This window comes from Amphritea opalescens (assembly GCF_003957515.1).
GTDB classification, from domain to species: Bacteria; Pseudomonadota; Gammaproteobacteria; order Pseudomonadales; family Balneatricaceae; genus Amphritea; species Amphritea opalescens.
Genome location: NZ_RQXW01000002.1, coordinates 27,869 through 52,333, shown reverse-complemented (window position 1 = coordinate 52,333; position 24,465 = coordinate 27,869). Strand labels below are relative to the sequence as shown.

Below are 24,465 nucleotides of genomic sequence, written 5' to 3'. Positions count from 1 at the left end.
GCCAGCTCCTAGTTACACCGCGAAGCGAGGCGCGGATTCACGGGCAGAATCATGGAGCGGCGCAGAGGCAGCAGCGACCTTCCCATTACCCGCCTGATAAAAGTGAACAATGGTTTCCGCTAGGCTGACTTTCTGTTGTCGGTTAAACATCAGCGTATCGGTCGCCAATACGTATTCGACCTTAGCGGATAGCTCAGACATCATGTCGCGATCCTGCTGATCGATAATCATGCCGTCGATCAAGCCGTTATAGACATCCGCCACCCCAATCACATCACAGCGATAGCCTGCAGCCGTCATCATCTTATCCGCCGGACCTTTCACCGTTTGGCCATTCACTAGTGGAGATATCGCTACCTTAAATGCAGAAGACTGCTGCAGCGCATCAACGATGCCCGGCACCGACAAAATAGGTTTAATACTGACAATCGGATTACTCGGCGCAATCACAATCAAATCGGCCCCAGCAATAGCACTCAGGGCTTCTGGAGTCGCCGAGGCGGTCTCAATACCGGCAATATGAAAATCCAGTATTGCCGGTTGGCAGGCGTGTTTGACAAAGTAATCCTGAAAATCGATCCAGCCACTTTCAATCATCACTTTATTTTGAATACAGTCATCGGTAGGCAATAGAATTGGTGTGCTAACACCATAAGCGCGGGCGATATTAGCAGCAATCACGCTGGGTCTAACCCCCTGCTGACGCTGCTCGGTACGGTAGATATGGGTGGCGAAATCTTTATCCCCCAAATACATCCAGGTATCCGATCCTAAGCCTTTTAGCTGATCCAACACTTGGTTGCTTTCATCCTTCAGCCCCCAACCTTTGATGGTATCGATCTCGTCGGCTAGGGTATAGGTCAGGGTATCAATATCGGGAGACACCCATAATCCGTGAAACGCCTGATCATCAGCCACGTTACCAATCACGCTGAACTGCGCCGAAAACCGGCTAAAAGCAAAACCTTCGGCCATCTTGGCACCGCCCACACCGCCGCTCAGCAGCACAACCTTCAACGGCGAGCTCATGAGGCCACCCGCACGCTAGCGTTTGTGGTCGCGATAAGCTGAAAGCCTTCTCGGCTAGCTATTTCAGTGGGTTGACGTGCAAAGGTTTCAACTACGCTATAGAGCGTGTTACGCCGTACTGGATCGCGCCCCGCACCACTGATCATGCGAATCATATCTTCCGGCAAAATCTCCTGTTCATTCTTACCACCTGCGGCCCGCGAGATACTTTCATTCATCAGCGTGCCGCCCAGATCATTCGCGCCGGCCTGTAGCATCTGTTGTGCATATTCTGGCCCCAGCTTTACCCAAGAGGCCTGTATATTATCGACCCAACCGTGCAGCATCAGCCGAGATACCGCATGCATACGAATGTTTTCATCTACTGTTGGACCCGGTCTAACATTGGGAATATTCATATATAGCGGGGATTCGTAGTGAATAAATCCCAGTGGAACAAATTCAGTAAAACCACCGGTTTTCTTTTGGATTGTGCGTATTTTGCCGATGTGCGAAGCCCAATGTTCTGGACTATCGATATGGCCATACATAATGGTAGCGGTTGTCGGCAAGCCTAACTGATGAGCCGTGGTGATGATTTCAATCCACTGCTCAGTAGTCAATTTATCCCGCGTCAGTTGTTGACGAATTTCAACATCCAGAATCTCAGCGGCGGTACCCGGCATCGAGCCTAAACCATGGTCGATTAAATCTTGAATAAACTCAGCAATAGACATTTTGCTCTTTAATGCGCCAAACCAGATTTCAAAAGGCGAAAAGGCATGGATATGCATCGCCGGTACACGCAGCTTAATAGCCTTGAGGATTTCACGGTAATGGCTACCCTCAATATCGGGATGTAAACCGCCCTGAATACAGACCTCAGTGGCTCCCCGCGCCCAAGCCTCTTCAGCTCTATCGGCCACCTCTTCAAAACTCAGCAACTCGGCAGTGGCTTCATCTTTACGCTTGGCAAAGCCACAGAACTTACAGCCCATATAGCAAACATTGGTAAAGTTAATGTTGCGGGTTATAACAAAACTTGCTTGGTTGCCCACAGTCTGTTGACGCAGATAATCAGCTGTTGCAATTAATCCATCAAGCTCGACACCTGTAGCACCAAATAGGGTGACGGCATCGGGTTCTGAGAGCTCAGTCCCCTCTATAACAGAAACCAGTATGTCGCGGATGCGGACATTAATACCATCCAACTGCGCCAGCAGTTTCTGTTGCACTGACACACTGTTATCCAAACTTAAAATACTCGGAGCATTCATATTTCTTTCCTTAATTTTAAATTCAATGACACCTAAGAAAAGACGTGGGGTGCTGACGCTGATTGACGTTATTAACACGACTCAGCATTGAATCAACCTTGCAGAGAAAAGAATGAATAGCGAAACGAAGGAGACAAACAGCAATGTAAACGACAGAAGCGAAAACCACGCTAATGACCAAAAAGGCTGTTTTAAAAATCAGCCGCTGTTGAATTGAGAGGGTCTGAATAGACATCAGTATCACCACTTCTTATTTATTCTTATTCTCGGTAGAGGTTTGCATCCACAAACTTTTACCAAACGGTAAAATAATACTAGACTAACTTTTACCATACGGTCAAGCTTTTATTGCGAGGTAATTACAGCCCTCAAATAAACACCATAACTATTTGAATAATAATGATTTACATATAATTAATATCTTAATCATAAAAACCAATCGGACGGATTTACTGAGAAAAGAGATAGCCGAAAGAATACTATTGATAAAATATGTCGCGAGGAAAACCCAATAAGCAGCGTCTTCATCACGGCCATCAAGCACCACTAGAGGTATTATCGAGACGTAAAAAAGCCAGATAATATTCTGCGAAGAAGCTTATCTGGCTGTTTAAATAGACAACTTAGTACAAAGTAATCATCGATAGATTTACTTCATTCCTAAGCCTTTAATAACGAGATGTGTCAAAAACTCAGTAGCGCGATCGAAATCATTATCCTCTAGCTTCTCTTTACCAAGAGAGAGGCTTACCTGGGAGGAGAAATCCGCATAGGTCTGGGTCGATGACCAGATCATGAAAAACAGATGGTAGGGGTCGACTCTATCCATAACACCCTCCGCAATCCATTTTTCAACCAGCTTCACATCATCATCTAAAGCCGGTGTCAGATGGGTCTGAAGATATTTTTTCAGATAGGGAGCGCCATTAATAATTTCGATAGCAAACACTTTAGATGCGTTCGGATAGTGCCGCGAAATCTCAATTTTACTCTTGATATAGTTAGTGAGTATCTCTCTGGGAGAGTCGCCTAACTGATCCATCAAAGTCATCTTCTCGATCAAAATATCAAGGATATTTCGCAACACGCGTTGGTATAATAGCTCTTTAGAAGAGAAGTAATAGATCAAATTTTGCTTCGACATTCCAGCTTTTTCTGCAATCGTTTCGAGCGCAGTGCCATGATAGCCATTTTGCGAGAACAACTGTTCTGCTGCACGCAAAATTGTATTCTCGTGGGCTTCGCGAATACGAGAGCGACGACGCGGTTTGTTAATAACAATTTCTTCCGATGAATTCGGCATGGTAGCGGGATATCCGGGAATAGAATGAAGTACTGAACGCTTATTTTACCATGTGGTCATGGATGAGAAAAACAAAGTCTAAGATGCGTCTCAACCTAACACTGAAACACACCCTTTTAGGCCGTGATAATACACCACAGCAACCCTCTTTTTTACCAACCTTAAGGCCGCTAGCCTTAATCGGCGGTTCGCTCAAACATAAGATCCCACACTCCATGGCCAAGACGCTCGCCACGCTTCTGGAACTTAGTCACTGGACGCCACTCGGGCTGCGGTGAATAAGCCTGATCACCCGCTACATTACGGTAGCCCGGCGCCGCACTCATGATCTCCATCATATGCTCAGCGTAATTTTCCCAATCGGTAGCCATATGAAACTGACCGCCTACCTTCAACTTTTTACGCAATGTTTCGGCTAAGGATAGCTGGACGATACGACGTTTATGGTGTTTTTTCTTATGCCAAGGATCGGGGAAAAACAGCTGCAGTGTACTCAGGCTTTCATCGGGTATACATTGGGCCAACACTTCAATCGCATCATCACAGAAGACACGGATATTCGTCAGGCCTTCCTTCTCAATATTGCTCAGCAAGCGACCCACACCAGGACGATGCACTTCGATACCGATATAGTTTTTCTCTGGCTGATGCTTCGCCATCTCAATCAGCGAATCCCCCATACCAAAGCCGATCTCCAGCACCACCGGCGCCTCGCGACCAAACACCTCTGCCAGATTGAGCATCCCCCGATCCAGCGTCAGCCCCATTTCGGGCCATACGGTCTCCATTGCTTTCTGCTGGCCTTCCGTCATCCGGCCAGCGCGCAACACGAAGCTTTTAACGGTACGCATATACTTTTCCTCAGTGGCTTCTGAGGTCTGCTGTTCAGGTTTTTTATCTTCTGACATCAATCTGGACTCTTAGTAAAACAAAACAGCCTGATCGGTGGATCAGGCTGCTACAATCGTTGGTTTAATCAGACAGCCTAACGGGCCACCTTTACATATAAATCAATAGGTTAATAACGCAGGTTAGGCATTATTATTTAGATACGATGGTGCCTTCCATTGGCGAAGAGGCGCTGGCGTATTTCTTCCGCGGCATCCGCCCAGCTAAATACGCTTCACGACCGGCTTCAATCGCCTTACGCATCGCAGAGGCCATCAGCATAGGATTGCGGGCACCGGCAATCGCCGAGTTCATCAATACCGCTTCACAGCCCATCTCCATGGCAAAGGCCGCTTCAGAAGCGGTACCGACACCGGCATCCACTAACACCGGCACTTTGCAATCTTCCATAATCACATTGATATTGTGAGGGTTGAGAATCCCCAATCCAGAACCGATCATCGAGCCCAACGGCATAATCGACACACAACCGAGCGATTCTAACTCTTTGGCAACGATTGGATCATCGCTGGTATAAACCATCACTTTAAAACCATCCCGCACCAAGACATCGGCGGCTTTAATGGTTTCGACCACATTTGGATACAGTGTTTTCTGGTCGCCCAATACTTCCAGCTTCACCAAGTCGTGACCATCCATCAATTCACGGGCCAGCATACAGGTGCGAATAGCGTCTTCCGCATTAAAACAACCCGCAGTATTCGGCAGAATAGTGTACTTATCGGGAGAGATAACATCTAAAAGATTAGGTTCATCCGGATTTTGACCAAGATTCGTACGTCGCACCGCTACCGTGACAATTTCTGCGCCACTGGCTTCGATCGCCAAACGGGTTTCTTCCAGATCGCGATATTTACCAGTACCAATCAAAAGCCGTGACTGAAAGCTACGGCCTGCAATAATCAATGGATCATTCTGTTGTTCAGACATTGTGTTCTACCCAATTAGATTCTGTCATATTCTCTAAAGCATGTATCCGGTTGCGACTCTTCAACCGCCACCTATCGCATGTACTACTTCAACCCGGTCGCCTTCGCTAAGCTTAGTGTTAGCATGGCGGCTACGGGGTACGATCTCCAGATTTAGCTCGACGGCTACACGACGCTCCCCTAATCCTAGCTGCTCAATCAGGTCCGCTACCGAAGCGCCTTCTTGAACGTCTAGACTGTCACCATTCACCTGTATCAACATTGAGCTTGTTCCACGTCTATTCACTTAACTGCCGAAATGCAACCCGGCCAAGATTTAACCAGCCCGCTAGGAACAACACGCCACCCACAGGGGTTATCGCTCCTAACCAATGCTGACCACTGAGCGCCAGCATATAGAGACTGCCGCTGAAAAAAACCATCCCCGTGATAAACAATATCGCTGTCTGATTCCAACCCCGATCGGGCTGACGCAGCATCAGTATGCCCACACCGAATAACGCTAACGTATGAAACATCTGATATTGAATACCGGTCTGTAGCACATCGTATAGCCGCTCACTCAATTGCGTACGCAGCATGTGTGAAGCAAAGGCACCCAAGCCTACGGTGATAAAACCACTCAGCGCGGTGCAAAAAATAACAAATCGAGCAGACATAAAGAGTTCCGGGAGATAAGGGTAGCTATTCTAACAAAGCTAAGCGGTCGCGATAAGCAATAAAAAAGCCGCACTCAAGGGAGGGCGGCTTTTTTTACTCGCATCGTAGAAGACTGAATGTTCAGGCTTCTAACATCGAGACCTTAATTTTCTTCATCGCGTTCTTTTCTAACTGACGAATCCGTTCCGCTGACACTTCATAGCGTGCTGCCAGCTCATGCAGTGTGGCTTTATCTTCACCTAACCAACGCTGGACCAGGATGTCACGGCTACGCTCATCCAGTTGTTCCATCGCTTTGCTCAGACGCTGATTAGAGTCAGCCTCCCAGTTAGAGTCTTCCACCTGGCTAGCAGGATCTTGACTATGATCTTCCAGAAAATAAGCAGGCGATTGATAAGCCCGTTCATCATCGTCACCCACCGGTGCATCGAAGGCCATATCGGCACTGCTCATCCGACCTTCCATCTCGCGGACAACATGCTCATCAACACCCAAATCACCCGCCATCGCGGTGACTTCATCATTGGTTAACCAGCCAAGATTTTTCTTCTTGCTACGCAGGTTAAAGAACAGTTTACGCTGTGCTTTCGTGGTCGCAACTTTAACAATACGCCAGTTACGTAGAATAAATTCATGCATCTCCGCCTTAATCCAATGCACGGCAAAAGACACTAGACGTACGCCCATGGTCGGATCGAAACGTTTCACGGCTTTCATCAAGCCAACGTTACCTTCCTGAATCAAGTCAGCCTGAGACAGACCATAACCGGAATAAGACTTAGCAACATGCACGACAAATCGCATGTGAGATAATACCAACTGACGCGCTGCTTCAAGATCGTTCTCGAAATACAGACGTTGTGCCAGTCCGCGTTCCTCTTCTACTGTGAGAACAGGAATCGCAGTCACCTGACGTATATATGCCTCCAGATTTTGACCCGGAGATAATACTTCAATGACCCGTAGGCTCTTGCCCATTTCTCAACCTCATTACTTATTCGTTTAAAGAGTATCAGTATAAGTTACAGCTATGACACTCTTCAGTCAGATTAGTTCCAACTATATAAAACCACTAACCACACCCACTTACAGGCTCTTTAATCATATGGGCGTCTAGCGGACCAACAAAGATAACGACAAGACTAGCAGATGGCAAGCATAACGCCTTAGTCACTTTACCTATATTTACACTTAATCCTGCGTTTAGGTTTGATGCAGCGCAAAATTTACTCATTTTAAAGAATAATCGGCGCAAACACCTATTGTGGCTGAATCTCACGAAGATGACGCCCGACGGCCAACCAAGCACCGGCTAACCCCAGCAAGATACTCAAGATCAGCAGTAAAATGGTTTCACCAAAGCCCAAACCGGCCAGTTCAAACTGACTATTATACAGCCTCACCAGGTGTTCAACTGGGCTATTCAGTAACAACAAACTCAGTTGAATCAGTACCCAAGCCGCTAGGCCGCCAGCCACCCCAAACCAAACACCGTCATAAAGGAAAGGACGCCGCACATAGGCATCGGTCGCCCCCACCAGCTTAGCAATAATGATTTCGTCACGCCGGCTTTCAATGGATAAGCGGATCGTATTACCCACAACCAGCAGTACCGCTGTGATAAACAGTGCCGTCAGCACCCAAACCATCCGCTCGGCCAAGAGCACAAACCCAGCCAAGCGCTGTACCCACTCCATATCGACCACCGCTTCGTCCACCTGGGGTAACGCCTGTAATTTTGCCTGCAGTAGCGGCACCTCCGTCACCGACAGGTTCCGCGGCATTACCATCACCACGGCAGGTAGCGGATTACTATCCAGAAAGCTGAAGACATCGCCAAAGCCAGACATCGCCTGAAACTCAAGCATCCCCTGCTGGGCCGTAATCAATTCGGTACCGGCGACATCATCCCGCAATAGCAATTCACGACTGAGCGTCTCTGCATCTTCATCGGAGGCTGTCATTTTGAGATACAGAGCAACTCGAGGATCACCCTGCCAGCCATCGCCTAACTGCTGCAGGTTTTTCAGCCCCGTATAGAGCGCACCCGGCAGTGCTAACGCGATGGCCAGCACCGCCAATGTCATAAAGGTCGTTAGGGGCTGCGCCAACAGCGAAAAGTAGGATTGCTTAGCAACCTCAAGGTTATGCCGTAGGTAGCTACGCCCTTTATCCGACATTTTCAGTCGATGGTGTTCTGCGCCGCGATGAATCTTCGCATCCCGTTTCGGGTTTGGCTCAACCCGTACAGCCCCTTTGCGACGTTGATTATTTTCCATCGGCCACCAACCTACCCCGGTTGAGGGTGATCACCCGGTGAGGCATCCGCGCAATCAAGCCCAAATCATGGCTGGCAATCAATACCGTGGTGCCTACTTGGTTAAACTGCTGAAACAACCGCATCACCTCTTCAGAGAGTTTCGGGTCTAGGTTGCCGGTCGGCTCATCGGCCAACAATACTTGCGGTTTATGCACAATCGCGCGGGCAATACCCACCCGCTGTTGTTCACCACCCGACAAAACCACCGGATTAAGTTTCTCTTTATCTAACAGACCAACCTTATCCAGTGCCGCCCGCGCTCGACGCGTGGCATCGGCGGGGTCAAAGCCACAAATCCGCAACGGCAAGACAATATTTTCAAACACGGATCGATCGAACAGTAACTGATGATTCTGAAACACCACGCCCACGCGACGGCGATGATAGGGAATCTGCCGATTACTTAAGGTGGCTAAATCCTGATTGCCCATCAATACGCGGCCATTAGAAGGCCGTTCCATCAGCATCAACAGCTTGAGTAGCGTACTTTTACCCGCACCGGAGTGACCAGTCAAAAAGGCCATCTCACCACTGGCAAGGCTAAAATTAACCTGACTCAGTGCATCATAGCCATTGGGGTAGCGCTTGGTGACGTTGTCGAAACTGATCATTCGTATATTCGATACATGATGTTAGGTCGTTGCTAAAAACCGGCTAATCAAACAGGGCCGACACAAATTCTTTCGCTTTAAAAGGCCGCAGATCATCAACCTGCTCGCCGACACCAATATAACGAATCGGCAGATCCAACTGTTTAGCGATGGCAAAGATAATACCGCCTTTTGCGGTACCGTCTAGTTTCGTCAAGCTAATACCGCTGACGCCCACCGCCTCTTTAAACAGCTTCGCTTGGCTCATGGCGTTTTGACCGGTGCCCGCATCCAGCACTAGCATCACTTCATGGGGCGCATCGGGGTCTAACTTTTTCATCACCCGCACAACTTTTTCAAGTTCCTGCATAAGATGATCTTTATTCTGTAAACGCCCTGCGGTATCGGCAATCAACACGTCGATATTCTTAGCTTGCGCCGATTGCAGCGCATCATAGATAACCGAAGCGGAGTCCGCCCCGGTATGTTGAGCCACCACGGGCACATTGTTGCGATCACCCCAAACTTGCAGTTGCTCGACAGCCGCGGCACGGAAGGTATCACCTGCCGCTAACATCACGGACCGGCCTTCCGCCTGATATTTCTTCGCCAGCTTACCGATAGTGGTGGTTTTACCCACACCATTAACCCCCACCATCAGCAGCACAAATGGCCCTTTACTCTGGCTGAAGTCGATCGGTTGTTCTACCTGATCCAACAGTCCCGCCAGTTCTTCTTTTAACGCAGTATAGAGCGCATCGGCATTGGCCAATTGTTTACGACTCACGCGGGCGGTTAGCTTATCGATGATCTCTGTCGTTGCCTCAACCCCGACATCCGCCAGCAACAGTTGGGTCTCGATCTCTTCAAATAGATCATCATCGATCTCTTTAGCACCGAGAAACAGATTACCCAAACCTTCAGTTAGATTGCCTTTGGTGCGGCTCAAGCCTGCTTTAATGCGGCCAAAAAAGCCGGGCTTCTGTTTAGTCTCAACAGCAGCGGTTGCCGCTGCCTCTTCAGGTTCGACCGAAACCGCAGGCTCAGCGACATCTACCGGTTCATCGACGGGCATTTCTTCAGGAGCTGTGGCACTGAGCGTTTCGGCTGGCGATTCGTTATCCGCACTCGGCGTTATCACTTCATCAGCAACGGGTTGCTCCTCGGCAACCGGAAGGACTGGTTCCGCAAGAGCCTCTGCTATCACCGGTTCTGGCTTTTCGATCTCGACCGCTGCGTCCACCGTTAGGGCTTCTTCGACCGCTGTCTCGTCAGCCGATATAACGTCTTCAACAGGGGTTTCTATCGCTGCTGGCTCAACCTGTGCGACGGAGATCTCATCCTGTTCGACAACCGCTTCCGCCTGTTCAGCTGGCAGTTCGACTGCCTCGGCTGAACCTTTCTGAGTATCATTTTTCTCAGACTTGAAAATTGATTTAAGCTTCTTAAACATGCTTGTTTACTGTCCGATGCCAGGCGCTGAAAGTGCAAAAAAACAGGGTAATCCCTGTTCCATCCGCGAGTCGTCCTGTATGTTTCTTTGAGGCCGAATATCTTACCATAGTAAAGCCCAGCTAGGGCACTGGAAACAGGCCATAAAATGATCAGGACGCATCGATGTCAGAAGCCAAACCGCCGCTATTCAACCGTACCTACCTGAAGATTATCGTCTGGATCGTCGCCATTGCCATTGTGTTACTGACCGCTGGCCATAATCGTTCGACCTATATCGACATCAAGCAACAGGCGGACTTGCCTCTCTATTTTGTCAACGAGGACGATTCTGATCTGCAGCTCAATTTTTTGTTCCGTACCGGCGCAGCCATTAATAGTGATCAGCAATTGTTACAAAAGCTATTAGAACAACACGTTAAACAACAATTAATCGACTTAACCTCATTACCGTCGTTTAGTGCGCTGAAGGCCACACTCCGCGTCGGCATATCCCCCGATAAGATCAAGATATCATTAACTATACCGGCAGTGTCCGCCGATCAAACCGATAAGATACAGGTATTAGTCGAGCAACTTTTACAACAGCTGCGCTACCGGCCAAGCGCTGAGCTCGAACAACGCTGGACGCGACTCGAAGCCGAGCAATATTTAAACCTCAAAGATCCCGAAAACCGGCTACTCAGCGAATTCGGCAACCAGATCAATGGATCGACGACCATCCACCCCCTGCAGCGTTTTGCCGATGTTTATCGCCACAGCATTACGCCCAGCGCCATGACCCTCACGCTCCTGGGGCCCAATACCAAAGCTCTGGCACAACAACTCAGCACAGTATTTCATGCTTCCAGCAACACACAAATCAATCCGTTAATGGCGATTGCGCCAACCCACCAGCGCCTACCACCGCAGGGCAACCAAACCTACCTGCTAACCGGCCTCGTGTTGCCCGGCCGCCAACAACCTCACTTTGCTACCGAGCGATTAGCGGTGAGCACGCTACAACAACTGTTAGAACAACAGTCAGAGTTCAAAGCCCGTCTCATCTGGAAATCGCTGGACAAGCAGGGTTATCTCGCTATGATTCAGCAGGGCACCAATATCAACGCTGATACCGACCTCTCACCGCTGATGAAGTCGCTACTGGCACAACTCGATGACCGACTTATCAATGAAACCCGAGAGAGGCTAGTGAATAACTACAAAACGCAGATGGAACAGAGAAGCGCCCAATTGGCGATGCTCGATACCATTGCGTTTTATCAACTACCCTTAGACTACCTAAATAATGTCGAAGCGAAACTCAATCAAGCCGACGACAAGGCGGTCAGGGAAACAATCCGTCAATTTCTCACCGGTCCCGAGCGCTACCAACTCATTCTGCCGGCATACTGAGCATTGCAACGTTCAATCTTTTAAGGAATCAACATGGCTAGACGTCGCCCACAACGCGCTTCTCAGAAAATCAGTTCTGGAAACCAACAGTTACGGATCATTGGTGGCGAATGGCGTGGCCGTAAACTGAGCTTTCCCGAAGTAGAAGGCCTTAGACCCACCCCCGATAGGGTCAGAGAAACCCTGTTTAATTGGTTGTCGGTTTATATCCCTGCTGGCCGCTGTCTCGATCTGTTCAGCGGCAGTGGCGCACTCGGCTTTGAAGCCCTCTCCCGCGGTGCAGCCCATGTCACCATGGTCGATAATTCATCGGTGGTGATTCGCCAATTAAGGCAGAACATTCAAGACCTGAAAACCCAAAATGCGGAGCTGATCACCAGCTCGGCCACCGACTGGTTGGAAAAGCGCAGTGGCGATTTAGACGTACAATTCGATGTGGTTTTTCTCGATCCACCCTTTCATCAAGACCTTTCCGCTATCTGCTGTCAGTTGCTGGAACAGAACGGCCTACTCACCAGCACCGCGATGATCTATCTAGAAACCGAAAAAGAGCTCACCGACCCCTTAGTGCCCGACAATTGGACGCTATACCGAGAAAAAACCGCCGGACAGGTCACCTACCGGCTTTATAAAAGAGCCCTTTAATCATCACCCCCCTTGGTGCGATTCATTCTTCATCGACACCCTACACCGCTAACCCGTAGGGTGCTGATGAGCTTTGCGAATCGCACCATCAACCATGAATACCGAAGCATAATCACGTTCCTCTTGGTGCGATTCATTCTTCATCGGCACCCTACATCGCTAACCCGTAGGGTGCTGATGAGCTTTACGAATCGCACCATTAATCATGAATACCGAAACATAATCACGTTCACCTTGGTGCGATTCATTCTTCATCGGCACCCTACATCGCTAACCCGTAGGGTGCTGATGAGCTTTACGAATCGCACCATCAAACATCGATACCGAAACATAATCGCGACCCTCTCGGTGCGATTCATTCTTCATCGACACCCTACATCGCTAACCCGTAGGGTGCTGATGAGCTCTGCGAATCGCACCATTAACCATCAATACCGAGACATAATCACGACCCTCTCGGTACGATTCATTCTTCATCGACACCCTACATCGCGAACCCGTAGGGTGCTGATGAGCTTTGCGAATCGCACCATCAAACATCGATACCGAGACATAATCACGACCCTCTCGGTGCGATTCATTCTTCATCACACCCTACATCGCTAACCCGTAGGGTGCTGATGAGCTTTGCGAATCGCAACATCAAACATCAATACCGAAACATAATCTCGTTCACCTTGGTGCGATTCATTCTTCATCGACACCCACATCGCTAACCCGTAGGGTGCTGATGAGCTTTGCGAATCGCACCATCAAACACCGATACCGAAACATAATCACGACCCTCTCGGTGTGATTAATTCTTCATCGGCACCCACATCGCTAACCCGTAGGGTGCTGATGAGCTTTGCGAATCGCACCAATGGTGCTAATACGGCAGCGCATCATCGACATAATATCGCACTTTCATCTGTTCGATCTGTTTCAGCGACACCCCATCGTTGGTTTTGAATGTCAAATTAAAGCGCTGCCCAGGGCGGACAATACCCGACTGATGAGCAACATAACGATGCACCTTGCCTTCGCTATCCTGTGCAATAAAGCCCATCACCACCCCTTTTAAAGACCGACTTCCCGAATAATACCACTGGGTTGTCCAACTGGTATTGCTGGCGCGGCGCTGCTGCTCAAGCCTCATATAGCTTTCAACCGCCTTCACAAACTGCGCATATTGCGCCTGACGTACCGCCTCCTGTTTAGCTTGCTGATGATCAACATAGGCACCCAAGGCTGTGGATAAGATAGCCGAGACTCCGCCGCCTTCCCCTGCCGTAGCCTGATCATTGTTATCCTGCTTCTGCCATAGGCTATTATCGTCACGTAACTTGTCCGCATTCGGGTTGATCCGCCCCGCTTGATAATACGGCTTCACCTTATCGGCCAACGCTTTGGTTTCGGCTGCACGCTCGGCATTCACGGGATGATCGTGGGCAAATAAGCTACGGGCGTTACCCTGTTGTTGATACTGCCGCTGCCAGATATGGGTGGCGGCATAAGGGTCATAACCGGCTAAGGAGCTGTACAACACACCGATACGATCGGCCTCTCGCTCTAGCTCATGGGTATAGGCGGCCTGATAGCCCTGTTGACGGGCCGTTTTCGATGTCAGCAAACTAATCTGCTGTGTGGTCTGCCGCTCACCCACATGATTAGCCACGGTGTGGCCGATTTCATGAGCGACCACCGCGGCTACCTCATCATCATTCAGCTGCTGCATAAGCCCACGATGGACCACGATATAGGTGCCGCCCGTGGTAAAAGCATTAAAGGAGTCCCGATCAAGCAAGATAGGCTGCCAACGCTCTTGACTCAGATGGCTCACCCGATGAACCCGGTCAAAGATCCGGATCAGGCGCTGATACTGCTGCCGGTCTAAAGCAGCATTCACCTGACGACCGGCCTTTTTTTCATTCAACAATAATTGTTCAACCGCGGCATTACCCTGCTTTATCTGGGCACTGCGGTCAGCTGCACTTAGAGTGCGCTGCCCCGTTACTCGGTCGGTTTCAGTAATCGACTCGGCAACGTCATACAGCCCCTTATCGATGCTCTGTAGCGCAGTACAACCACTGAGCAGCACCACACCGCATAGCGTTAAAAATGGCACTAAACGCCAACTAATCTTCATCCGATCACCTTTTAATCATTTGCACTTACAGGTATATTCTTTATTGTAATTAAAAATATCTTCTTATAACCACCAAAGATCAATACATTCCATTATTGTATTTGTGATAGCCTTGCAATTCAGCTAATATCGCGCCCTTGCGGATTTGCTAATATTCATTCAAGCAGAGTAGACGTGAACTCATAATGAACATTGCAGTATACCCGGGTACATTTGACCCTATAACAAATGGACACGCCGACCTTGTTGAACGGGCTTCTAAGCTGTTTGATAAGGTCATTGTTGCCATTGCATCTAGCCCCAATAAGGAACCCTTATTGCGACTGGAAGAGCGGGTTCGCCTGGTTAAGACGGTAACATCGCACCTAGACAATGTTGAAGTGATTGGCTTTGATTGTTTATTGGCAGAACTGGTACGCAGGCATAATGCCAATATTATTCTGCGTGGCCTTCGTGCGGTTTCTGACTTCGAGTATGAGTTTCAGCTCGCCAATATGAACCGTAAACTAGCGCCGAAGACAGAGAGTATTTTTCTGACGCCGGCAGAGCACTTATCTTATATTTCATCCACCCTGATACGTGAAATCGCGTGCCTTGGCGGTGATGTAGAACAATTTGTGCACCCTTCAGTCAATACAGTGCTGAAAGATCATTTCGGTCACTAATATTTAAGTAAATACGAGTCAGTGAGGTAGCCACAATGTCATTAATTATCACAGATGAATGCATTAACTGTGACGTATGTGAGCCGGAATGTCCTAATGAGGCGATTGCTCCCGGTGATGAGATATACGAGATCGATCCGAATAAATGTACCGAATGCGTCGGTCACTATGACACACCTCAGTGTGTTGAAGTCTGCCCTGTAGACTGCATTCCTAAAGATCCAGATCACGTTGAAAACGAAGAACAGCTGATGGAAAAATACCACAAGCTGACCGGTTAATAGGCGCTGACCATTTGCGCTTAGCGACACTCAACGGTGTGACGCTCAGTCATAACGTATAAAAGCAGGCACTCGCCTGCTTTTTTTATGCCTGTCACTATCTCACGCCAATCGACTTACAACGACAACTGGCGCTTATCCAGCTCATAACGTTGATCCAGCAGAGCACCTATCGCCGTACCGCCCACCGCCAGGTGATAGGCATATTGCATATGCAGACAACGCACCTTATCCCAGTGACGAATCCCCCCAATACCATAACTATCAAACAGTTCAGTAAAGCCTAGCTCGGCAATCCGTTGTCGATCGGTATCGGCCATCATCTGCCAACGCAGATCGACATAGCGCTGCTGATCCGCTAAATGTGCCTCGCGTAACTCTTCATCGGTTTCTAACTGCTGCTCGATACGCTTCACTTCGCCCGCCGTTTCAATCTCGGCGATCGCCTGATAGAGGTCTTTCGAACTCAACCAATAAAGGGTCGGGAAAGGCTGATCATCCACTAGCGAACGCATCTGCAACACCGCTGGCACGCCCTCAGCGCTCTGCCAAGCGATATCCACAAGCCCACGAGGCTCACGACCCAACTGCCGTTTAATCAGTTCAAGCTGCTGCTTAGAGGCGGCCATAGGTATTCCTCGGTCTATTTCTCATCTTTTTGATATAAGCGCTCGGCAAGTGTCACCGCCTCTTCACCGGCAACGGGCACCCTGGCAGGCATAATCAGCGTACAGTTATCGAACGGTGCCGCGATGAGTGTTTGATCATCCGTGGCAATCAACTCGCCCTTCGCATACTGCTCAAAGCCACTCACGGACTCCGTAAAACGAAAGTGCTCGGTCTGCGCGTTCAGCACCCGATCGATCCGATAATACCCCGCCAGATCATCCGCCGCATAACCCCACTCAGGGATCTCCACCGCGCTGTCGAGCATACCGTGCTGGGCAATAAACCCGAGGGCCACCGCCAGTGCCTGTTGAGAGGTCGATTTAGCAAAGTGCTGGCCACATTCCGCCACCAACGAAACGCCCTCGGCGGCATGCCGTTGATGCTCCGAAATCAAAATACCCCGATGATAACTCCCCAGATCATATTGCAGCTGAGGAAAAGGAAAACCGAGCCGCTCGGCAAATTCGGTATTGCCCGCGGTCTGTGGATAGATCAGCATCGGCGCAACGGCGAAGGTGGTTGAATGCAGATCCAAGACACTATCGGCATTCTCAATATAGGGCAGTAACTCAACGGCGCGATGGGTTTCGTGGGTATCCGGGCAGTTTAAACGCTCGGGCAGCCAGATACGGTTCATGTCTTCATCGAGACAGCGACTAGCAAACGGCCGCTGGGGATCAAAGGTCTGATAGGCTCCCACATTGGCAAATATCAGTGTTAAGGCACCTTTGACCGGCTGAATTTGGTTTTCTAACAGCCATAACAGCGCATTCGCGCCGCAGATTTCATTACCATGGGTGAGCGCCTGCACCACTAGCTCGGGGCCATCACAACCGGAATCCAGTCGGTGAACATAGTCGACACCCACATTGCCCTGCCGCCAACCGCTCAGATCACGGGGCAGCAGCTCAATAGGCGCATCCGATTCAGCAATAGAAAAGCGACAAGGCGGTACAGTCATAGAGTACTCACAAACTTCATTAATCGAATAGTTTACACACAGCTAGCCATCAATCTTAGAACGACCACAGGCCGCCCCTACACACTGGCGTATTGTTCATCTCGGCCGAGCCAGCGCTGAATAATGGCATCGCTCAGCTGCGGATCCGCCATAATATGCCCAGCCACCTGTTTCACTCGGGTCAGCAGGTCAGCATCCCGTTGCAGGTCAGCCACTTTAAACGACATCATGCCGGTCTGCCGAGTACCTAGCACCTCACCGGGGCCACGCAGCTCAAGATCCTTTTCCGCAATACGAAAACCATCGGTGGTTTCACGCATCACAGCGAGCCGTTCCCGCCCCTGCTTCGAGAGAGGCGCATGATACATTAACAGGCAAAAACTCTCGACTGACCCTCGGCCTACTCGACCACGTAACTGATGCAACTGTGCCAGCCCCAGTCGCTCGGGATTTTCAATAATCATCACCGAAGCATTGGGGACATCCACCCCCACCTCAATCACCGTGGTTGCTACTAGCAGATCGAGTTCCGCCGCTTTATAGCTGGCCATAATGGCGGTTTTTTCAGCGGGTTTCATACGTCCATGGATTAAGCCGATACGCAGTTCAGGCAGCGCTTCTTTTAACTCCGCCTCGGTCACTTCAGCGGCCTGACACTGCAACGCCTCAGATTCTTCAATCAGGGTGCAAACCCAGTAAACCTGTCGCCCCTGACCACAGGCATCGCGTACCCGTTCGACCACTTCAGGGCGGCGCTGATCGGAGATCACCACCGTATTCACCGGCGTTCGTCCGGGGGGCAACTCATCAATCACCGAACAATCTAAATCGGCATAGGCACTCATGGTCAAGGTCCGAGGGATCGGCGTGGCGGTCATAATTAACTGGTGGGGAGCTCGATGATCGGTACGCCCCTTCTCCCGCAATGCCAGCCGTTGATGCACCCCAAAGCGGTGCTGTTCATCCACGACCACTAGCCCGAGATTAGCGAAAAGAACTTCGTCCTGAAACAGCGCATGGGTGCCCACGACCACCTGTGCCGAGCCATCGCCGATCACCTCTAGCTGCGCCTGACGTTTTTTGCCTTTCAGCTTACCCGCCAACCATGCCACCTTCAGCCCTAGCGGCTCTAGCCACTGACTAAAGCTGATAAAGTGCTGTTCGGCTAGGATTTCAGTCGGCGCCATCACCGCCGCCTGAAAGCCCCCTTCAACCGCCTGTAATGCGGCCAATGCGGCCACTACCGTTTTACCAGACCCCACATCCCCCTGCACCAACCGTAACATCGGATAGGGTTGTGACAAATCGGCACTGATCTCTTGGCTGACTCGCTGCTGAGCTCCCGTTAAGGGAAAGGGTAACTGCTGTAGAAAAGCGTCTTGATAGCGCCGATTGCCCTGTAGTTCCGGTGCGCCGACCTGCCGGGTTCGTTGGCGCAGCTTAAGCAGCGAAAGGTGGTGCGCCAGCAGCTCTTCAAAGGCCAAACGACGCTGCGCCGGATGATAGCCATCGAGTAGCTGTTCCTGATCGGCATCTACCGGTGGACGGTGAAGGTAACTGACCGCCTCATTTAACGAGGGTAAGCCCCATTGCTCCCGTAGATGCTCTGGAATCAATTCCGTTAATGATCCATTGGCGAGATAGGCCAGCGCACCGTCGGTTAACGCCCGCATACGGGTCTGATTGATCCCTTCGGTGGTGGGGTAGATCGGCGTTAAGCTCTCTTCCACGGGCGTGATAACATCATCATCCACCCGCCGATATTCCGGATGGTAGATCTCCAATCCGCTCGCGCCGGTACGGATCTCCCCAAAACAGCGCAGACGAGTGCCCGGTTTCAGGCTATTTTTTTGTGCCGCCGAAAAGTGAAAAAAACGCAGGGTTATAGTGCCCGTGCCATCCTGCAGCCGACAAACGAGGCTACGTCGTCGGCCCATCGCGATATCAGCACCTTTGACCTCGCCCTCAATCACCCCTTCATCACCGGGGCGTAACCCGCCAATAAGCATAATGCGAGTACGATCCTGATAGCGCAGCGGCAGATGAAACAGCAGATCTTGCAGCGTATGGATATCCAGCTTCGCTAACTTATCCTGCAGCGCCGCCCCGACACCTTTCAGTTCCGTAACCGGTAATTGTGCGAGGCTATGTTTGTTCATATCAGTCGTTCATATCAGAGTTTGTCTTCGGCGACCGAGCAACTTTTAAGTGCATCGATCAGCAGGTCGATCGCCTGCGGCCGAGGAAAACTGGCACGCCAAGCCAAGCAGACAGTACGCACCGGCGGTGGTGATTTAAAGGGTTTAGTTACCACCATATCCGACTGATAGTAGCCACCGGTTGCCGATTGAGGAATCACACTCGCTCCCAGCCCAGACGCCACCATCATGCGGATAGTTTCCAGTGAACTACCTTCGGTAATCGTATGTTTATCAGAACCATGGGAGAGGGTTGGGCAGGCTTCCAATACCTGATCGCGGAAACAGTGACCCTCGCCAAGCAGCAAGAGGTCTTGCTCGTGCAGCGTCTGACTATCGATCTGGTCTTTACTGGCCAAAGGGTGATCCTTGGGCAATAACATCAAGAAGGGCTCGTCATAGAGCGGCCGAGTAAGAATATCGGGCTCATCAAACGGCAGAGCGACAATAATGGCATCCAGTTCGCCATTACGAATCTTCGGCCGTAAATTCTCAGTAAAATTTTCTTCGATATACAGGGGCATTTTTGGCGCCCGCTTTTGTAACTCGGGTACTAGCTGTGGAAACAGATAAGGCCCGATCGTATAGATGGCCCCAACGCGCAGCGGACTAGCGAGCTGATCTTTACCCTCTTGGGCCATATCTTTAATCGCTTCAGCCTGCTCCAGCACAGTCTGTGCCTGACGTACCACTTTTTGTCCTACCGGCGTTACCCGAACCGCATGCTTACTCCGTTCAAACAGTGCAGTACCTAGCTCATCTTCCAGCTTTTTCACCGCAATACTCAAGGTCGGCTGGCTGACAAAGCAGCGTTCAGCGGCACGACCAAAATGCTGTTCTTTAGCAAGGGTAACGATGTAACGTAACTCGGTAAGAGTCATAGGCGGCTTTCCTTTGTTATGATACAAACTCAACCTGATACAGGATAAGTAAGGTGATGCATAGGTTAAACAAAAATCAGATTCTAATCGCGGGTTGCGGCGATGTCGGTAGTCAATTGGGCTTAAACTTAATCGCCCAAGGGCATCAGGTATTTGGCCTACGTCGTAATATAAACCAGCTACCCGTCGGCATCCAAGGCATTGCCGCTGACCTAAGCCAGCCTGACACGCTTCAGGCGCTGCCACAACCGATTGATACCGTCTTTTATATCGTCTCAGCGGGTCGCCGAGATCAAGCCGTTTATCAACAGGCTTACTCTCAGGGTCTACAAAACCTCCTCGACGCACTACAACAGCAATCGATTAAACCCCGGCAGTTGTTTTTTATCTCGAGTACCGCAGTCTACCATCAACAGCATGATGAATGGGTCGATGAAACATCAGCCACCATTCCGGACAATTTCTCTGGCCAAATCATGCTCGAAGCGGAAAATATCGCGCTCCACAGCGGCATAGCCGCAACAGTGGTTCGCTTCAGCGGGATTTACGGCCCCGGTCGGAACTACATGCTCGGTCAGGTCAATCGTGGCGTAGGCTACCCTGCTGAACCGCCACGCTATAGTAACCGCATACACCGTGACGATTGTGTCGGCGTGTTAACCCACCTACACAATCTCTCCCATCAACAAGCTCTGCTGCCACTCTATCTAGCCAGCGATGACAACCCCGCGCCGCTGCACGAAGTCAGCGACTGGCTGGCACAGCAACTCGGGGTTGAGATAACAGAAAGATCAGCGCGGCGTACCATTGGCAGTAAACGTTGCAACAATACGCGGCTTAAGCAGTCCGGTTATCGCTTTCGCTATCCGGATTACCACGCGGGCTACCCTCAGTTGATCCAAGCGTTTAAGCGCTAATGGCCGATGCTATTTCTGGTCGATATGAGGGTCACGCAACAGTGGGTCGAGATTTTTCGGCGTATCGGTATGGTGATAATACTGGTAACGGTTAAAGCGATACTCCATAAAACGGAAGAGACCGATAATCACCGCACTGATCGCCAGATAGACCATACCCGCCGCCAGAAACATCTCCAACGGTGTATAAGTACGGGCAATAATTGTCCGTGCCATACCGGTCAGATCCAACAGTGTAATCGTACTCGCCAGCGCACTGCCTTTAAGCATTAGAATCACCTCATTGCCGTAAGCCGGCAAGGCGATACCAAAGGCACGGGGGAGAATGATTCGCTGCACCTGCACCGATTTACTCATCCCCATCGCTTCCGCCGCTTCAATCTCACCCACCGGAATGGCCTGAATCGCACTGCGGAACAGCTCGGCACTATAGGCCGCCGTATTCAGGCTGAAGGCGATAATTGCACACCAGTAGGGCTGTTTCAGAATCGGCCAGAGAATCGAATCTCGCACGGCATCAAACTGAGAGGCGCCATAGTAGACCAGAAAGATCTGTACGAGCAGCGGCGTCCCACGGAAAAAATAGATATAGATAAAGGGAAACACCTTCACCCAAGGCAGTGATGAGGCTCGCATCAGAGACAGCGGTATCGCCATCGTAATACCGATAAGACCCGATACCAGTACCAGCTCCATCGTTAACCAAGCACCATCCATTAAGCGGGGAAGGTACTGCCAAATCACACCCCATTCCCAGGTCATCCTCGACTCTCCCGAGCAGCAGGGTTAGCAACCCGCTCCATAAACATAGTAAATCCTGTAGTCGCGGCGGTTAGTAGCAGATAGATACAAGCAGCCACTAGGAAAAAGGTAAACGGCTCTTTCGTGGCGCTAATAGCCACCTGAGATTGCCGCATAATATCGTTCAATCCTACCACCGAAACCAGTGCGGTATCCTTGAGCAATACCTGAAACAGATTACCCAAGCCCGGTATCGCCAGACGCCACACCTGCGGCAGGATAATACGGAAAAAGGTCCGACGAGTGCTCATGCCACAAGCCATCCCCGACTCCCACTGACCGTCAGGAATCTCCATCATCGCCATACGAAATACTTCGGTGGCATAGGCACCAAAGGCAATCGATAATGCGGCAACACCCGCCACAAAAGGCCCTATCTCGATATACTCATCGTAACCAAAACCACTGGCGATCCACATCAGTAACTGCGAGCCACCGAAATAGATCGTCAGCACTAAGAGGAGTTCGGGAAGTCCGCGCACCAGCGTGGTATAGCCGGTCGCCAGCCAGCGAGCAAAACGGTTTTTTGACAGTTTCGCCGCCGCGCCGGTTAGACCGAACACCAGCCCCACGAGCAAGCTAGTCAACGCTAGTTGAATCGTGACCCAGGTACCGGAGAGAAGGAGATGACCAAAGCCTTGCAGGTCCATGAAATACGCCTAAAAAACGGGCCGGTCAAAGCCGGCCTCTGTGATAAAAATGGTTATTCACTCACCATTAATAGATTGAGAATGGGAAGTACTTTTCATTGATTTTAGCGTAGGTGCCATCAGCAACGATCGCTTTGATCGCAGCACTGAACTTATCTTTCAATGCATCGCCTTTACGTACGGCAATACCGATTTCGTCATTGATATCGATATCTTCACCTTGGAAAGCAAAACCTTTACCTTCGTCAGAACGTAACCAATCGTAAGCGGGGAATTTATCCGACAGCAAAGCATCCAGACGACCCGAAGCCAAATCCAGATAAGCATTGTCTTGGGTGTCATAGAGTTTCACATCAACCACATCACCAAGATTATCTTCTAGGTATTGCCCAGCAATGGTGGCACGTTGTGCGCCAACGGTCTTACCTTTCAAACCCTCTTTGGTAACTTCAACCGCGCTGCCTTCAGGGGTAACGAAAGCCAGTACATTGGAGTAATATTTTTCAGAGAAATCGACCACTCGCATACGCTCTTCGGTGATCGACATAGAAGCGATAATCGCATCATATTTTTTTGCACGAAGCCCCGGAATAATACCATCCCAGTCCTGTGCTACGATTTCACAGTCTGCGGCCATTTCAGCACAAAGTGCTTTGGCGATCTCAACATCAAAGCCTATCAACTCACCGCTAGAATCCACCATATTAAATGGGGAATAGGCGCCTTCTGTTGCGATACGGATTTTATCTCCAGCGGTCGCTGCCTGAGCGGCCATTAAACCACCTGTCACGAGAGCTACGGTGGCAAACAATTTACGAATATTCATCATCTATTTCCCTTACAAATTATTTTTAGTCATTGAAAACCTAGCTATGGCTTGCCATAAATTCCTGCACACGCTTAGATTTCGGATTATTAAACACTTGCTCTGGTGGGCCTATCTCTTCTATCTGTCCTTCGTGTAAAAACACGACCTGACTGGACACATCTTTCGCAAAACGCATCTCGTGGGTAACGATCAGCATTGTTCTGCCCTCTTCAGCCAACTCCTTCATCACCGCCAATACTTCATTGACGAGCTCGGGGTCGAGGGCGGAAGTGGGTTCATCAAACAGTAACACCTGTGGGTCCATCGCTAGGGTTCGTGCAATAGCCACCCGTTGCTTCTGACCACCGGACAGATTATCCGGATAGGCATTACGTTTATCCGCTAAACCAACTTTTTCCAACAGCTGCTCAGCACGAGCAATGGCGTCAGCCTTCTTTTGTTTCAGCACCTGAATAGGCGCTTCAATAATATTTTCTAGGATGGTTTTATGGGGCCAGAGATTGAAGTTCTGAAAAACAAAACCGATGCGGGCGCGCATCTGCTCTAATTGCTTACGGTTAGCCGCTTCTAGGTTGCCATCTTTACCGAGCTTGAGCTTAAGTCGTTCATCACCCACGGTAATCTCACCTCGGCTAGGATGTTCCAGCAGGTTAATACAGCGTAAGAGGGTACTTTTACCGGAGCCACTGGAACCAAGAATAGAGATCACATCACCATCATAAGCGGTCAATGACACCCCTTTAAGAACGGCAAGATCACCGTAGGACTTATGAATATCGTTCAACAATAACGCTGTTGGGGCATTCGCCATGATCAGGCTTCCATCTGGTATTTATTGTTCCGCTGATAACGGCTAATAAAGTGAAGGATAACGCCTACCTGTTAACCACGCTAACGAGGTAAGCCGGCAGGATCGTCTGCTGCTATCCTGATGTTTCTTATCAGAAACGTCATACAATCTAGCAATTTTCCACAAAATGCCAGTGGAAGCAAACAA

Annotated in this window: 26 protein-coding genes; 5 read left to right on the top strand and 21 right to left on the bottom strand. The window is 50.0% G+C overall.

Going from position 1 to position 24,465, the window contains the following annotated elements; genetic code table 11:
- Positions 1-12: 12 nt before the first annotated feature.
- The 11 genes from cofD to ftsY all read right to left on the bottom strand — a co-directional run bounded on the left by cofD (position 13) and on the right by ftsY (position 10,449).
- Positions 13-1,029: a 2-phospho-L-lactate transferase gene (gene cofD / locus EH243_RS02430; protein ID WP_126157056.1), complete on the bottom strand. Its 1,017-nt coding sequence runs from the start codon at positions 1,027-1,029 to the stop codon at positions 13-15.
- Complete coding sequence (gene cofH, locus EH243_RS02425; RefSeq protein WP_126157055.1) at positions 1,026-2,285, bottom strand: 5-amino-6-(D-ribitylamino)uracil--L-tyrosine 4-hydroxyphenyl transferase CofH; 1,260 nt, start codon at positions 2,283-2,285, stop codon at positions 1,026-1,028. The genes cofD and cofH overlap by 4 nt, the downstream gene beginning before the upstream one ends.
- 649 nt (positions 2,286-2,934) lie before the next feature.
- Positions 2,935-3,588, bottom strand: a complete 654-nt coding sequence (locus EH243_RS02420; protein WP_126157054.1) for a TetR family transcriptional regulator C-terminal domain-containing protein — start codon at positions 3,586-3,588, stop codon at positions 2,935-2,937.
- A 176-nt stretch (positions 3,589-3,764) separates the two neighbouring features.
- On the bottom strand, positions 3,765-4,496 hold the full coding sequence (gene trmB, locus EH243_RS02415; RefSeq protein WP_126157053.1) for a tRNA (guanosine(46)-N7)-methyltransferase TrmB: 732 nt from the start codon (positions 4,494-4,496) through the stop codon (positions 3,765-3,767).
- Between the two features lie 133 nt (positions 4,497-4,629).
- Entirely contained in the window at positions 4,630-5,427 is a 798-nt protein-coding gene (locus EH243_RS02410) for a thiazole synthase (RefSeq protein ID WP_126157052.1), read from the bottom strand.
- Between the two features lie 60 nt (positions 5,428-5,487).
- Positions 5,488-5,688: a sulfur carrier protein ThiS gene (thiS, locus tag EH243_RS02405; protein ID WP_126157051.1), complete on the bottom strand. Its 201-nt coding sequence runs from the start codon at positions 5,686-5,688 to the stop codon at positions 5,488-5,490.
- Between the two features lie 16 nt (positions 5,689-5,704).
- A complete protein-coding gene (locus EH243_RS02400; RefSeq protein WP_126157050.1) occupies positions 5,705-6,085 on the bottom strand; it encodes a DUF423 domain-containing protein in 381 nt (126 codons plus the stop codon).
- Positions 6,086-6,206: 121 nt separating this feature from the next.
- Positions 6,207-7,064, bottom strand: a complete 858-nt coding sequence (rpoH, locus tag EH243_RS02395; protein WP_126157049.1) for an RNA polymerase sigma factor RpoH — start codon at positions 7,062-7,064, stop codon at positions 6,207-6,209.
- Positions 7,065-7,345: 281 nt separating this feature from the next.
- A complete protein-coding gene (gene ftsX, locus EH243_RS02390; protein WP_126157048.1) occupies positions 7,346-8,365 on the bottom strand; it encodes a permease-like cell division protein FtsX in 1,020 nt (339 codons plus the stop codon).
- Positions 8,355-9,017, bottom strand: a complete 663-nt coding sequence (ftsE, locus tag EH243_RS02385; RefSeq protein WP_126157047.1) for a cell division ATP-binding protein FtsE — start codon at positions 9,015-9,017, stop codon at positions 8,355-8,357. The genes ftsX and ftsE overlap by 11 nt, the downstream gene beginning before the upstream one ends.
- A 43-nt stretch (positions 9,018-9,060) precedes the next feature.
- Positions 9,061-10,449, bottom strand: a complete 1,389-nt coding sequence (gene ftsY / locus EH243_RS02380) for a signal recognition particle-docking protein FtsY (protein ID WP_241234974.1) — start codon at positions 10,447-10,449, stop codon at positions 9,061-9,063.
- 164 nt (positions 10,450-10,613) lie between these two features.
- Between ftsY and EH243_RS02375 the strand changes: the two genes are divergently transcribed.
- Together EH243_RS02375 and rsmD are read left to right on the top strand one after the other, a co-directional pair.
- Positions 10,614-11,843, top strand: a complete 1,230-nt coding sequence (locus tag EH243_RS02375) for a peptidase M16 family protein (RefSeq protein ID WP_126157046.1) — start codon at positions 10,614-10,616, stop codon at positions 11,841-11,843.
- Positions 11,844-11,876: 33 nt separating this feature from the next.
- Entirely contained in the window at positions 11,877-12,488 is a 612-nt protein-coding gene (gene rsmD, locus EH243_RS02370) for a 16S rRNA (guanine(966)-N(2))-methyltransferase RsmD (RefSeq protein WP_126157045.1), read from the top strand.
- A gap of 381 nt (positions 12,489-12,869) precedes the next feature.
- On the opposite strand, the gene EH243_RS02365 is transcribed toward rsmD, so the two are convergent.
- Entirely contained in the window at positions 12,870-13,076 is a 207-nt protein-coding gene (locus tag EH243_RS02365) for a hypothetical protein (protein WP_126157044.1), read from the bottom strand.
- A gap of 280 nt (positions 13,077-13,356) precedes the next feature.
- Positions 13,357-14,616: a M48 family metallopeptidase gene (locus EH243_RS02360; protein ID WP_126157043.1), complete on the bottom strand. Its 1,260-nt coding sequence runs from the start codon at positions 14,614-14,616 to the stop codon at positions 13,357-13,359.
- A 185-nt stretch (positions 14,617-14,801) separates the two neighbouring features.
- On the opposite strand from EH243_RS02360, the gene coaD reads away from it, so the two are divergent.
- Together coaD and EH243_RS02350 are read left to right on the top strand one after the other, a co-directional pair.
- A complete protein-coding gene (gene coaD, locus EH243_RS02355; RefSeq protein WP_126157042.1) occupies positions 14,802-15,281 on the top strand; it encodes a pantetheine-phosphate adenylyltransferase in 480 nt (159 codons plus the stop codon).
- Positions 15,282-15,316: 35 nt separating this feature from the next.
- Positions 15,317-15,562, top strand: a complete 246-nt coding sequence (locus EH243_RS02350) for a YfhL family 4Fe-4S dicluster ferredoxin (protein ID WP_126157041.1) — start codon at positions 15,317-15,319, stop codon at positions 15,560-15,562.
- A gap of 116 nt (positions 15,563-15,678) precedes the next feature.
- Here EH243_RS02350 and EH243_RS02345 read toward each other — a convergent pair whose 3' ends face one another.
- The 4 genes from EH243_RS02345 to EH243_RS02330 all read right to left on the bottom strand — a co-directional run bounded on the left by EH243_RS02345 (position 15,679) and on the right by EH243_RS02330 (position 20,271).
- On the bottom strand, positions 15,679-16,191 hold the full coding sequence (locus tag EH243_RS02345) for a DUF501 domain-containing protein (RefSeq protein ID WP_126157040.1): 513 nt from the start codon (positions 16,189-16,191) through the stop codon (positions 15,679-15,681).
- Positions 16,192-16,205: 14 nt separating this feature from the next.
- Positions 16,206-17,192, bottom strand: coding sequence for a M14 family metallopeptidase (locus tag EH243_RS02340; protein ID WP_126157039.1), 987 nt, complete (start codon positions 17,190-17,192; stop codon positions 16,206-16,208).
- A gap of 77 nt (positions 17,193-17,269) precedes the next feature.
- Entirely contained in the window at positions 17,270-19,351 is a 2,082-nt protein-coding gene (gene recG / locus EH243_RS02335) for an ATP-dependent DNA helicase RecG (RefSeq protein ID WP_126157038.1), read from the bottom strand.
- Positions 19,352-19,365: 14 nt separating this feature from the next.
- Positions 19,366-20,271, bottom strand: a complete 906-nt coding sequence (locus EH243_RS02330; protein ID WP_126157037.1) for a hydrogen peroxide-inducible genes activator — start codon at positions 20,269-20,271, stop codon at positions 19,366-19,368.
- Between the two features lie 56 nt (positions 20,272-20,327).
- On the opposite strand from EH243_RS02330, the gene EH243_RS02325 reads away from it, so the two are divergent.
- Positions 20,328-21,188 (top strand): SDR family oxidoreductase, encoded by an 861-nt coding sequence (locus EH243_RS02325; RefSeq protein ID WP_164549030.1) that lies wholly within the window; start codon positions 20,328-20,330, stop codon positions 21,186-21,188.
- 9 nt (positions 21,189-21,197) lie between these two features.
- Here the strand turns inward: EH243_RS02325 and EH243_RS02320 are convergent, their stop codons facing one another.
- From EH243_RS02320 to EH243_RS02305, 4 genes are all read right to left on the bottom strand, one after another.
- Positions 21,198-21,950: an ABC transporter permease gene (locus EH243_RS02320; RefSeq protein ID WP_126157035.1), complete on the bottom strand. Its 753-nt coding sequence runs from the start codon at positions 21,948-21,950 to the stop codon at positions 21,198-21,200.
- Complete coding sequence (locus EH243_RS02315; RefSeq protein ID WP_126157034.1) at positions 21,947-22,639, bottom strand: ABC transporter permease; 693 nt, start codon at positions 22,637-22,639, stop codon at positions 21,947-21,949. The genes EH243_RS02320 and EH243_RS02315 overlap by 4 nt, the downstream gene beginning before the upstream one ends.
- 67 nt (positions 22,640-22,706) lie before the next feature.
- Positions 22,707-23,465, bottom strand: a complete 759-nt coding sequence (locus EH243_RS02310) for an ABC transporter substrate-binding protein (RefSeq protein WP_206441482.1) — start codon at positions 23,463-23,465, stop codon at positions 22,707-22,709.
- 40 nt (positions 23,466-23,505) lie between these two features.
- The gene (locus tag EH243_RS02305) at positions 23,506-24,279 is read right to left on the bottom strand and encodes an ABC transporter ATP-binding protein (RefSeq protein ID WP_126157032.1); all 774 of its coding nucleotides are present in this window, start codon (positions 24,277-24,279) and stop codon (positions 23,506-23,508) included.
- Positions 24,280-24,465: the final 186 nt, after the last annotated feature.

Coding starts and splice junctions, on each gene's coding strand:
- EH243_RS02315 (WP_126157034.1), bottom strand. CDS start 22,639: ATGGACCTGCAAGGCTTTGGTCATCTCCTTCTCTCCGGTACCTGGGTC.
- EH243_RS02340 (WP_126157039.1), bottom strand. CDS start 17,192: ATGACTGTACCGCCTTGTCGCTTTTCTATTGCTGAATCGGATGCGCCT.
- rsmD (WP_126157045.1), top strand. CDS start 11,877: ATGGCTAGACGTCGCCCACAACGCGCTTCTCAGAAAATCAGTTCTGGA.
- EH243_RS02330 (WP_126157037.1), bottom strand. CDS start 20,271: ATGACTCTTACCGAGTTACGTTACATCGTTACCCTTGCTAAAGAACAG.
- EH243_RS02360 (WP_126157043.1), bottom strand. CDS start 14,616: ATGAAGATTAGTTGGCGTTTAGTGCCATTTTTAACGCTATGCGGTGTG.
- coaD (WP_126157042.1), top strand. CDS start 14,802: ATGAACATTGCAGTATACCCGGGTACATTTGACCCTATAACAAATGGA.
- EH243_RS02305 (WP_126157032.1), bottom strand. CDS start 24,279: ATGGCGAATGCCCCAACAGCGTTATTGTTGAACGATATTCATAAGTCC.
- ftsX (WP_126157048.1), bottom strand. CDS start 8,365: ATGGAAAATAATCAACGTCGCAAAGGGGCTGTACGGGTTGAGCCAAAC.
- EH243_RS02350 (WP_126157041.1), top strand. CDS start 15,317: ATGTCATTAATTATCACAGATGAATGCATTAACTGTGACGTATGTGAG.
- EH243_RS02310 (WP_206441482.1), bottom strand. CDS start 23,465: ATGAATATTCGTAAATTGTTTGCCACCGTAGCTCTCGTGACAGGTGGT.
- cofH (WP_126157055.1), bottom strand. CDS start 2,285: ATGAATGCTCCGAGTATTTTAAGTTTGGATAACAGTGTGTCAGTGCAA.
- cofD (WP_126157056.1), bottom strand. CDS start 1,029: ATGAGCTCGCCGTTGAAGGTTGTGCTGCTGAGCGGCGGTGTGGGCGGT.
- EH243_RS02320 (WP_126157035.1), bottom strand. CDS start 21,950: ATGACCTGGGAATGGGGTGTGATTTGGCAGTACCTTCCCCGCTTAATG.
- EH243_RS02325 (WP_164549030.1), top strand. CDS start 20,328: ATGCATAGGTTAAACAAAAATCAGATTCTAATCGCGGGTTGCGGCGAT.
- EH243_RS02410 (WP_126157052.1), bottom strand. CDS start 5,427: ATGTCTGAACAACAGAATGATCCATTGATTATTGCAGGCCGTAGCTTT.
- EH243_RS02420 (WP_126157054.1), bottom strand. CDS start 3,588: ATGCCGAATTCATCGGAAGAAATTGTTATTAACAAACCGCGTCGTCGC.
- EH243_RS02400 (WP_126157050.1), bottom strand. CDS start 6,085: ATGTCTGCTCGATTTGTTATTTTTTGCACCGCGCTGAGTGGTTTTATC.
- EH243_RS02345 (WP_126157040.1), bottom strand. CDS start 16,191: ATGGCCGCCTCTAAGCAGCAGCTTGAACTGATTAAACGGCAGTTGGGT.
- rpoH (WP_126157049.1), bottom strand. CDS start 7,064: ATGGGCAAGAGCCTACGGGTCATTGAAGTATTATCTCCGGGTCAAAAT.
- recG (WP_126157038.1), bottom strand. CDS start 19,351: ATGAACAAACATAGCCTCGCACAATTACCGGTTACGGAACTGAAAGGT.
- ftsE (WP_126157047.1), bottom strand. CDS start 9,017: ATGATCAGTTTCGACAACGTCACCAAGCGCTACCCCAATGGCTATGAT.
- EH243_RS02365 (WP_126157044.1), bottom strand. CDS start 13,076: ATGAAGAATGAATCGCACCGAGAGGGTCGTGATTATGTCTCGGTATCG.
- thiS (WP_126157051.1), bottom strand. CDS start 5,688: ATGTTGATACAGGTGAATGGTGACAGTCTAGACGTTCAAGAAGGCGCT.
- trmB (WP_126157053.1), bottom strand. CDS start 4,496: ATGTCAGAAGATAAAAAACCTGAACAGCAGACCTCAGAAGCCACTGAG.
- EH243_RS02375 (WP_126157046.1), top strand. CDS start 10,614: ATGTCAGAAGCCAAACCGCCGCTATTCAACCGTACCTACCTGAAGATT.
- ftsY (WP_241234974.1), bottom strand. CDS start 10,449: ATGTTTAAGAAGCTTAAATCAATTTTCAAGTCTGAGAAAAATGATACT.